The sequence below is a fragment of the Synechococcus sp. R50.1 genome (genome assembly GCF_047462115.1).
GTDB lineage: Bacteria > Cyanobacteriota > Cyanobacteriia > Thermostichales > Thermostichaceae > Thermostichus.
This window is the reverse complement of record NZ_JANSIN010000075.1, coordinates 1-8,472: the sequence shown is the minus strand read 5'-3', so window position 1 is coordinate 8,472 and position 8,472 is coordinate 1. Positions and strand designations below refer to the sequence as shown.

The 8,472-nt window shown below is 58.2% G+C and carries 9 protein-coding genes and 1 pseudogene; 1 reads left to right on the top strand and 9 read right to left on the bottom strand.

The features are described 5' to 3' along the window. Window positions 1-234 (bottom strand): annotated as a pseudogene (locus NW870_RS12680) (RNA-guided endonuclease TnpB family protein); the annotation flags it as partial. A 176-nt stretch (window positions 235-410) separates the two neighbouring features. Here NW870_RS12680 and NW870_RS12675 point away from each other — a divergent pair. Continuing rightward, window positions 411-2,132: an ABC transporter permease gene (locus NW870_RS12675; RefSeq protein WP_414375596.1), complete on the top strand. Its 1,722-nt coding sequence runs from the start codon at window positions 411-413 to the stop codon at window positions 2,130-2,132. Window positions 2,133-2,137: 5 nt separating this feature from the next. Here the strand turns inward: NW870_RS12675 and NW870_RS12670 are convergent, their stop codons facing one another. The 8 genes from NW870_RS12670 to NW870_RS12635 form a co-directional block, all read right to left on the bottom strand. Then, window positions 2,138-3,082, bottom strand: a complete 945-nt coding sequence (locus NW870_RS12670; protein WP_011434217.1) for a F0F1 ATP synthase subunit gamma — start codon at window positions 3,080-3,082, stop codon at window positions 2,138-2,140. Window positions 3,083-3,143: 61 nt separating this feature from the next. Further along, window positions 3,144-4,664: a F0F1 ATP synthase subunit alpha gene (gene atpA / locus NW870_RS12665; RefSeq protein WP_414375592.1), complete on the bottom strand. Its 1,521-nt coding sequence runs from the start codon at window positions 4,662-4,664 to the stop codon at window positions 3,144-3,146. Window positions 4,665-4,707: 43 nt separating this feature from the next. Next, window positions 4,708-5,256, bottom strand: coding sequence for an ATP synthase F1 subunit delta (gene atpH, locus NW870_RS12660; protein WP_011434219.1), 549 nt, complete (start codon window positions 5,254-5,256; stop codon window positions 4,708-4,710). A gap of 20 nt (window positions 5,257-5,276) precedes the next feature. Continuing rightward, entirely contained in the window at window positions 5,277-5,840 is a 564-nt protein-coding gene (locus tag NW870_RS12655) for a F0F1 ATP synthase subunit B (RefSeq protein WP_414357036.1), read from the bottom strand. 35 nt (window positions 5,841-5,875) lie between these two features. Continuing rightward, window positions 5,876-6,349: a F0F1 ATP synthase subunit B' gene (locus NW870_RS12650; protein ID WP_414375590.1), complete on the bottom strand. Its 474-nt coding sequence runs from the start codon at window positions 6,347-6,349 to the stop codon at window positions 5,876-5,878. A gap of 102 nt (window positions 6,350-6,451) precedes the next feature. Continuing rightward, the gene (gene atpE, locus NW870_RS12645; protein ID WP_235280127.1) at window positions 6,452-6,697 is read right to left on the bottom strand and encodes an ATP synthase F0 subunit C; all 246 of its coding nucleotides are present in this window, start codon (window positions 6,695-6,697) and stop codon (window positions 6,452-6,454) included. Between the two features lie 220 nt (window positions 6,698-6,917). Next, window positions 6,918-7,664 carry a F0F1 ATP synthase subunit A gene (gene atpB / locus NW870_RS12640; protein ID WP_414330483.1) on the bottom strand — a complete coding sequence of 249 codons (747 nt, stop codon included), beginning with the start codon at window positions 7,662-7,664 and terminating at the stop codon, window positions 6,918-6,920. Between the two features lie 5 nt (window positions 7,665-7,669). After that, window positions 7,670-8,074, bottom strand: coding sequence for a hypothetical protein (locus tag NW870_RS12635; RefSeq protein WP_238376806.1), 405 nt, complete (start codon window positions 8,072-8,074; stop codon window positions 7,670-7,672). Between the last annotated feature and the right edge of the window lie 398 nt (window positions 8,075-8,472).

The following is an 8,472-nucleotide window of genomic DNA, read 5'->3' as shown; positions in this document are numbered from 1 at the left end:
GGCAGACGCTGTCTGTCTGCAGACCTGTTGAGCCAAATTACTGGACAAGCCGAACCGGGCACGGATTTGGTGGTAGCCCAGAGATTGAAGTTTGACGGCGTTGGCGACCTTCTCGGGTTTGTTTTGGTTGACCCAGTTCAAGGCGTGGCCGAAAGCATCCAAGGTCGCGTCCAACTTTGCGGCTTGCGACTCAGACACCTTGAGCTTGCAGGAAATGGTCAGGACTTGGGTCATAGTTAGGTTATATTATGACTCATTATGACTCCGAATTCCTCCCGGTCCTTGCACTGTAGGCAAAGGGGAGGGCTCCTGTGCCTTCTAGCTGACAATTGGGAAATGGTAAAGAAAAAGTCTTTGCGAGATCCTGCAGGTTTCATTCGCGTCAGCGGTGGGGAGCACTTTTGTAGTTGATGGAAAAGTTGACTTGGCTGAATCTGGGTAAAAGCCTTGACCATCCTCTCAAGGGGGGTTGGCCGCGCTGGCTCAGCAGTTGGACGCTGCTGACCTTGGCATTGACGGGCTTACTTTTGATTCCCACTCTGACGGTGCTGCTCAGCCTTTTTGCCGACGAGCGGCAGGTTTGGGAACACTTGGCCGACACCGTCTTGGGGCTCTATGTGCGCAATAGCCTGGTGATGATGGCAGGGGTGGCGGTGGGGGTCATCCTGGTGGGCAGTGGCACCGCCTGGCTGGTGACCATGTGTCAGTTTTGGGGGCGGGCCTGGCTGGAATGGATGCTGGTGTTGCCCCTGGCGGCTCCCACCTATGTGTTGGCCTATGCTTACACCGATTTTTTGCAGGTGACCGGCGGTTTCCAGATCTGGCTGCGGCGGATTACGGGTTGGGGGATCGGCGACTACTGGTTCCCCAACATTCGCTCGTTGTGGGGGGCAATCCTGCTGCTGATCCTCACCCTCTATCCCTATGTTTATCTCTCGGCCCGGTTGGCCTTTCAGGAACAGTCGGTAGCCTGTTTGGAGGTGAGTCGCTCCCTGGGTTATGGGCCTTGGGCCAGCTTTCGTAAAGTGGCGTTGCCGTTAGCTCGACCGGGCATTGTGGCCGGCTGTCTGCTGGCCTTGATGGAGACCCTCAACGATTTCGGTACGGTCAGCTATTTCGGGGTAGATACCTTTACAACCGGCATCTACCGCACTTGGACGGCTCTGGGCAATCCGGTGGCGGCGGCTCAGCTTTCCGCTCTGCTGTTGCTGCTGGTGCTGCTGCTGATGGCGGTGGAGCAATTCTCCCGCCGACGGGCGCGCTACTATCGCCAAGGGTTCAAACCCACCTCAACCCGTTACCGCCTACAAGGGATCCGGGCGGTGGGGGCTTGGCTAGCCTGTGGGATCCCGATTGGGCTGGGCTTCGTCGTGCCGGCCTTGATTCTGCTCAATATGACCCTGCGCCAGGGGGAGCTGGGTCGCCGCTTTTGGAGCTACGCCCAGAACAGCTTTCTGCTATCGACCATCACGGCCGTCATTGCTGTTTCCGTGTCGGTGGTGGTGCTGTACGGGCTGCGCATGCAGGGGCTAGGACGGGCGGGATCCCCGTGGGGCCTGCGGCTGGCAGTGCAGTTGTCTTCTCTGGGCTATGCGCTGCCTGGGGTGGTGATTGCAGTGGGGGTTCTGATTCCCCTAGGGTGGTTGGATCAACTGCTGAGCTACCTGCGGCAGGTGGTGCTGCAACAGCCACCCGGCCTGGTGATCAGTGGCACCCTCACGGCTTTGGTGTTCGGCTACCTGGTGCGGTTTTTGGCCGTGGCTTTGGCCACCGTTGAGGCCACGCTGCTGCGCATTCCCCCCAGTTTGGATGAGGCAGCCCGCAGCCTGGGGCAGGGATCCCTGGGTACCCTCTGGCGGGTGCATTTGCCCTTGATGAGCGGTGGCATCTTGGGGGCCATGCTGCTGGTATTTGTGGATGTGATGAAGGAGCTGCCGGCCACGATGGTGCTGCGGCCCTTCAACTTCGACACCTTGGCGGTGCAAACCTACCGCTTGGCAGCCGATGAGCGTCTCGCGGAGGCAGGGGCACCGGCTTTGGCCATTGTCTTAGTGGGGATTTTGCCGGTGGTTCTGCTCAACTCCCAGATGGCGCGGCAACGCAACCTCGGCTCCTCAGGGGATCTCCTTTGAGAACCCTACAAGGCCTCCGCTCCGGCCACCACCTCCAGGATCTCCTGGGTAATAGCCGCCTGGCGAGCTTTGTTGTAGGCAAGACCCAGCGTGCGAATGAGCTCGCTGGCATTGTCGCTGGCGTTGTTCATGGCCGTCATGCGAGCCGCCAATTCGCTGGCCGCCGCCTCCTGCAAGGCCCGTAGCAACTGGTTGTTCAGGTACAGCGGCAGCAGTGCATCCAAAATCTGCACGGGATCCTGCTCAAAGATCATGTCCTGAGGTGGGGCCGAGACCGCTGCGATGACTTTGCTGCGCTCGACAGTAAACTCTCCGCCCCGCACCAAAAGACGAAAAATTTCGTCGTCCTGAGTGGCCAACCGCGACGGATCGAGGGGCAACAGGGATTGCACCACCGGACGGGAGCTGATCAAAGAGACAAAACGGGTGTAGAGCAGCTCTACCTTGTCCACCTTCTCCGACAAGAAGGCCGCCAGGAGCTGATCCCCAATCTGGGCAGCCTCAGCCGCCGTGGGGATCTGCGACAAATTCACGTAGGTCTTGGCGATGGGAGCGGAGCGCCGCTGGAAATACTGCACCGCCTTGCGTCCCACCAGGTAAAGCTGCACCTGCTGCCCTGTCTCCTGCAGCTCGCGAACCCGCTCCTCGGTGCGCTTAATCACGTTGGCGTTGTAGGCTCCGCACAAGCCCCGATCCCCGGCCACCACCAACAGCCCCACCGTCTGGATGGGGCGCTGCTTCAGCAGAGGCAAGTTGACATCTTCCAGCCGCAGCCGAGTTTGCAGCCGATAGAAAACCTGGGCCAGTCGGTCGGCAAAGGGACGGGTGGCCATCACTTGCTCTTGGGCGCGCCGCACCCGAGCTGCTGCCACCAGCCGCATGGCCTCGGTAATTTTGCGGGTGTTTTTCACCGCCTTGATGCGATCGCGGATGCGCTTGAGGTTTGCCATAACCTACTCCCTCTATTTTGGTGGTCGACAGGGATCCGGGCCAGGAGAGATCCGCGTCACCCTAGGCCGCCTTTGCCACGAAGCTCTGCTTGAACTCTGTGATGGCCGTTTTCAAGATTTCTTCTGCCTCGTCGGTGAGTTGCTTGGTGGAGAGGACGATCTCGCCGTACTTGGGATGGGTGGTGCCCAGGTAAGCCAAGAGGCCCTGCTTGAAGCTGGAGACCTTCTCCACCGGAATGTCATCCAAATAGCCTCGCGTCCCCGCATAGATAATGGCCACCTGCTGATCCAGAGACAGGGGAGAGTACTGTGGCTGCTTCAGCAACTCCTGCAGCCGTTGGCCGCGGGCCAGTTGCTTTTGGGTGGCCTCATCCAGGTCAGAGGCAAATTGGGCAAAGGCTTCCAGATCCCGAAATTGGGCCAGTTCCACCTTGATGGAGCCAGCCACCTTTTTCATCGCCTTGGTCTGAGCCGCAGAGCCGACGCGGCTGACGGAAATCCCGACGTTGATGGCCGGGCGGATGCCAGCGTTGAACAGATCCGATTCCAAGAAGATCTGCCCATCGGTGATGGAGATAACATTGGTGGGAATGTAGGCCGATACGTCGTTGGCCTGGGTTTCCACAATCGGCAGCGCCGTCATGGATCCCTCTCCCAGTTGGCTGCTCAGCTTGGCGGCTCGCTCCAATAGCCGCGAGTGCAGGTAGAACACATCCCCAGGATAGGCTTCTCGACCGGGTGGACGGCGCAGCAGCAGTGACATTTGCCGATAGGCCACCGCCTGCTTGGAGAGATCGTCATAGACCACCAGGGTGTGTTTGCCCTGGTACATGAAGTATTCGGCAATGGTGGCACCACAATAGGGGGCCAGCCACTGCAACGGAGCTGGACTATCGGCGCCGGCAGCCACCACAATGCTGTAGTCCATGGCCCCTCGCTCGGTCAGGATGCCCACCACTTGGGCGATGGTGCTCTGCTTCTGGCCAATGGCTACGTAAATGCAGATCACATCCTGCCCTTTCTGGTTCAGGATTGTGTCCACAGCAACGGTGGTCTTGCCGGTTTGGCGGTCGCCGATGATCAGTTCCCGCTGCCCCCGCCCGATGGGAATCAGGGCATCGATGGCGGTAATGCCGGTTTGCAGGGGCTCGTACACAGAGCGGCGATCGACAATGCCAGGCGCTGGCGATTCGATCAGGCGAGACTCCGTACACTGGATCGGGCCTTTGCCGTCAATGGGGTTGCATAAGGGATCCACCACGCGGCCCAAGAGGGCTTCCCCCACGGGGATGCTGGCGATTTTGCCCGTAGATTTGACGGTGGATCCCTCCTGGATATTTCGCCCGGAGCCGATCAGCACGGCACCGATGTTGTCTTCTTCCAGGTTGAGGGCAATACCGGTGGTGCCATCCTCAAATTCCAGCAGCTCGCTGGCCATCACCTTATCCAAACCGTAGATGCGGGCAATGCCATCCCCCACCTGCAGAACTGTCCCCACATTGGAGACCTGCATCTCCTGGTTGTACTGCTCAATCTGCTGTTTGATGATGGTGCTAATCTCGTCTGGGCGAATGGTAGGCATAGCAGTCCTCTCAAGTAATGGGAAGGGATCCTCAAAAACCAACTTAGGCCAACTGCAAGGCAAGCCGGCGCAACTGTCCACGCAAGCTGAGGTCGATCACCTGGGATCCAATCTTGATGACCACCCCTCCCAGCAGCTCCGGATCCTGAGTGGCTTGCAACTCCACACCGCTGGCCTGGGTGAAGTCCATCACCCGCTCGCGAATTGACTGCTGCTGAGCTTCCGTCAAGGGTATCGCCGTCGTCACCTCGGCCAGGACGATGTTCTGGAGCTTCCGCTGCAGATCCAAAAAGCGCCGGCAAACAGTCCCGAGAAACATGATACGGCGGCGGTCGGTCAACAACTTCAGCGCATTCAGCAGCAGAGGGTGGATCTGATCGGCAAATACTTGCTGCAGCAGGTTCTTTTTGGCCTCGGCCTTGATCACCGGGTTGGCGAGAAACTGGCCCAGCTCCGGCGTAGCCCGCAAAACCTCGGCAATAAAGCGCATATCGGCGGCAAAAGTGTCCAGCAATCCCTGGCCTGACCCAAGAGCAATGAGAGCCTCGGCATAGGGATCCACCACCTTCTCAGCCATTGTGCTGCTGATCATACCTTTCTCCTCCTTGAGAGTTAGCGGGCAATCATTTGGATCCCTTTCTCGATCAGGCTGCGGTGGGTCTCTTCGTTGAGGTGCTGCGGCAGCTCCTGCTCCACCTTGCTCAAGGCTTGGCGAACGATCTGCCGACGCAACTCCTGAAAAACCCGCTCCTGCTCGCTAGACAACTCTTTCTCGGCATTGGCCCGCAGCCGCTCCACTTCCCGCTCCGCCTGCTCCAACAACTCTTGCCGACGGGCTTCGGCGTTGGCTTCCGCCTGCTTGCGGATACGTTCAGCCTCCTGCTGAGCCTGGGCCAGCTTTTGCTGCTGATCCGCCAGCTTCTCGATGGCTTCCTGTTTGCGCTGCTCCGCCTGCCGCAGTTCTTCTAGGATCCCCTCCCGCCGCTTGGCCAGGGCTTCTCCCACCACTTTGCGACCCAAGATAAACAGCAAGGTGAGAATGATGGCGATGTTGATCAGGTTGCTCTCGAGAATCTTGGCCAAGAGATCCCCCTCTCCTGCCTTGGCTTCTGGGAGTAGCTCCGTGGTCTCGGCCACAGCCAAGATCCAACCGGCCACCCAACTCCACACAGGCATCGCAAGCTCCTCCAAAAGTACTTCCAACCAGCGATCTAACGAGCACTGCCCAACAGTTTCTGGGTAATCTGGGCGGCAATGGCATCCACCTGCTGCTGCAGCTGTTCGAGGGCTGCCTGCTTCTCTTGCTCGACCTGTAGCCGCGCCGCCTCCAGCTTCTGCTGGATCTCTGCCTGCACAGCAGCCAGTTTCTCGGAACGAATGCGAGCAGCTGCAGCCTCTGCCTCAGCGATCACCTGCTGGGCTTGCAAGCGGGCCTGGCTGATCTCAGACTCATACTGTCGGGTCAACGACACCGCCTTGTCCAACCGCTCTTGGGCTTCCGCTTGAGTGGTGCGGATGTAGTCGCTGCGGCTGTCGATAGCCCGCGTAACCGGCTCATAGAAGAGGGAGTTGAGCACTGCCACCAACAGCAAAAACTGAATGGCAATCACGGGCAGGGTGGCATCCAGATCGAAAAGACCACCTTTTTCAGCCGCTTCAACAGCCAATAGAGTTTGGAAGAGCATGGGTGTTATGACCCCAACAGAAACTTAGGTCTACCGTCAGGCCGGGTTGGGGGGCGGATGTGGTTCACCTCAGCCATCGCTGCGGCCCGCCCCCGTAGGACACTAGGCGAAGGGGTTGGCAAACAAAAGCACCAAAGCCACCACCAAGCCGTAGATGGTCAGAGCTTCCATGAAGGCCAGGCTAACCAGCAGGTTGCCGCGGATCTTGTCTTCCGCCTCAGGTTGGCGGGCCACCCCTTCCATCGCAGCAGCAGCAGCGTTCCCTTGACCGATCCCAGGGCCCAGGGATCCCAGACCAATGGCCAGAGCAGCAGCCAGAACAGAAGCAGCAGAGGTTAACGGATCCATAGTGAGATGCTCCTTGGTGATTGACACAACAACAACGTCTCTTGAGCTTCAGAGGTGATCGGGTCTGATACACTACAGCCTCAAATCACTCCCTTGTCGGCGGCTTTCAGAACCAATCTGTCAGCCCCAACAAACCTTACCAAAAGAAGGGATCCCTTGCGCTGGCCCACTTGAGATGATCCTCCGTGAAAAGGCCAAGGTGATCGGCCAAACAGCGGGCTCAATCGTGGTGATCCCCTCCTCCATGACCTTCCAGCGCCTCTCCAATGTAAGCTGCCGAGAGGGTTGAGAAGATCAAAGCCTGAATTGCCCCCGTAAACAGAAACAAAATCATCACCGGCACTGGGATAAACAGAGGCACCAGCAACACCAACACCGCTATCACCAGCTCTTCGGCCAGGATGTTGCCGAACAGACGGAAACTCAGGGAAAGGGGCTTGGTGAAATCTTCCAAAACATTGATGGGCAGCAGAATCGGGGTAGGCTCAATGTATTTTTTGAAGTAAGACAGCCCCCGCTTGCTGATGCCGGCCACGAAATACATGATGCTGGTGAGCAGCGCCAAGCCAGCAGTGGTGTTGATGTCGTTGGTGGGAGAGGCCAGCTCCCCTTCCGGCAGGGGAATTAACTTCCAGGGGAAGAGGTTGCCCATCCAGTTGGAGACGAAGATGAACAGGAACAAGGTGCCGACATAGGGTACCCAGGGCCGGAAGTTTTTCTCGCCAATCTGGGCACGGGCAATGCTCTGCACAAATTCCAGGGCATACTCGACAAAGTTTTGCAGACCAGCCGGCTCCCGCTGCAGTTGACGGGTGCCCAAGATAACCACCGTCAAGATCAGGGCAATGGCGATCCAGCTGGCGATCAAAACCTGCCCGTGAACCGTGAATTTGCCCAGGTGCCAGTAAAGGTGATGGCCGACCTCGAGTTCTGCCAAAAGAGGAGGAGAGGAGAAGGACAGGTTCATGGGCATCACACAGAAGAAGATGAACGGGTCAAGGTCTGGACAAGATGAATGAGCAGGGTGACCTTGTAGGTCATGAACCCCAGGAAAATGGGCAATATCTGTAAAGACTTCACCTGAGTGGCTAAAACGATCAGCCCGACAAACAGAGCCAAACGCGTCACCCCCAAACGGTTGCGGCTTTTGCCCAGCTCCGCTACGCCGCGGCCCAGCATGCGCAGATAAACCACGCCAACAACCGCCCCCAGCAAGTAGTTGGCAGCTACCCCCAGAGAGTAAACCAGGGCCACTCCCACGGCAATGGCCAGACTTACCCCCAAGGTAACCAGCACCAGCCACAGCTGCAGCGCTTCATAGCTCCCGCTGCCAGCAACTGCTGCCCCCCTAGCTCCACCCTTCACCTTCCTCGCCAAATCGGGCTTCCCCAGGGCAAGGGGTGGCTCTGACGCAACTGGATCCCCTGTCTCTTCCTCCCGCTTCGGAGAAGGAGGTGCATTCTCCAAGGGAGGCAGTGGTCTGGGCTTCCACTGGGTCGCCTTCCAACGGGTAGAACTGTGAGAGAGGAGTCTGGAAGAACGGGCCATGGTTTCGAGGTCATGCCTCTCAAGGTTTGACCTTAACCCAAGATAACACGATTAAGTAACAATACTTAATGAGATTAAGTTGGGCCAAGGTCTGAAGGAGACTCCGCTGGTCGCTCAGACAGGCAGCTGGCCTTCCGAACGACAGGGATACTGATACATTTACGCTGAACACTGCTGAACATCACTGTTCAACTATGCAGCGATAGCATTCTGTTTGTTTCCAAACA

Bases quoted from the DNA above. Each gene is read 5' to 3' on its own strand.
- NW870_RS12675 (WP_414375596.1), top strand. From the start codon at position 411: ATGGAAAAGTTGACTTGGCTGAATCTGGGTAAAAGCCTTGACCATCCT.
- NW870_RS12670 (WP_011434217.1), bottom strand. From the start codon at position 3,082: ATGGCAAACCTCAAGCGCATCCGCGATCGCATCAAGGCGGTGAAAAAC.
- atpA (WP_414375592.1), bottom strand. From the start codon at position 4,664: ATGCCTACCATTCGCCCAGACGAGATTAGCACCATCATCAAACAGCAG.
- atpH (WP_011434219.1), bottom strand. From the start codon at position 5,256: ATGATCAGCAGCACAATGGCTGAGAAGGTGGTGGATCCCTATGCCGAG.
- NW870_RS12655 (WP_414357036.1), bottom strand. From the start codon at position 5,840: ATGCCTGTGTGGAGTTGGGTGGCCGGTTGGATCTTGGCTGTGGCCGAG.
- NW870_RS12650 (WP_414375590.1), bottom strand. From the start codon at position 6,349: ATGCTCTTCCAAACTCTATTGGCTGTTGAAGCGGCTGAAAAAGGTGGT.
- atpE (WP_235280127.1), bottom strand. From the start codon at position 6,697: ATGGATCCGTTAACCTCTGCTGCTTCTGTTCTGGCTGCTGCTCTGGCC.
- atpB (WP_414330483.1), bottom strand. From the start codon at position 7,664: ATGAACCTGTCCTTCTCCTCTCCTCCTCTTTTGGCAGAACTCGAGGTC.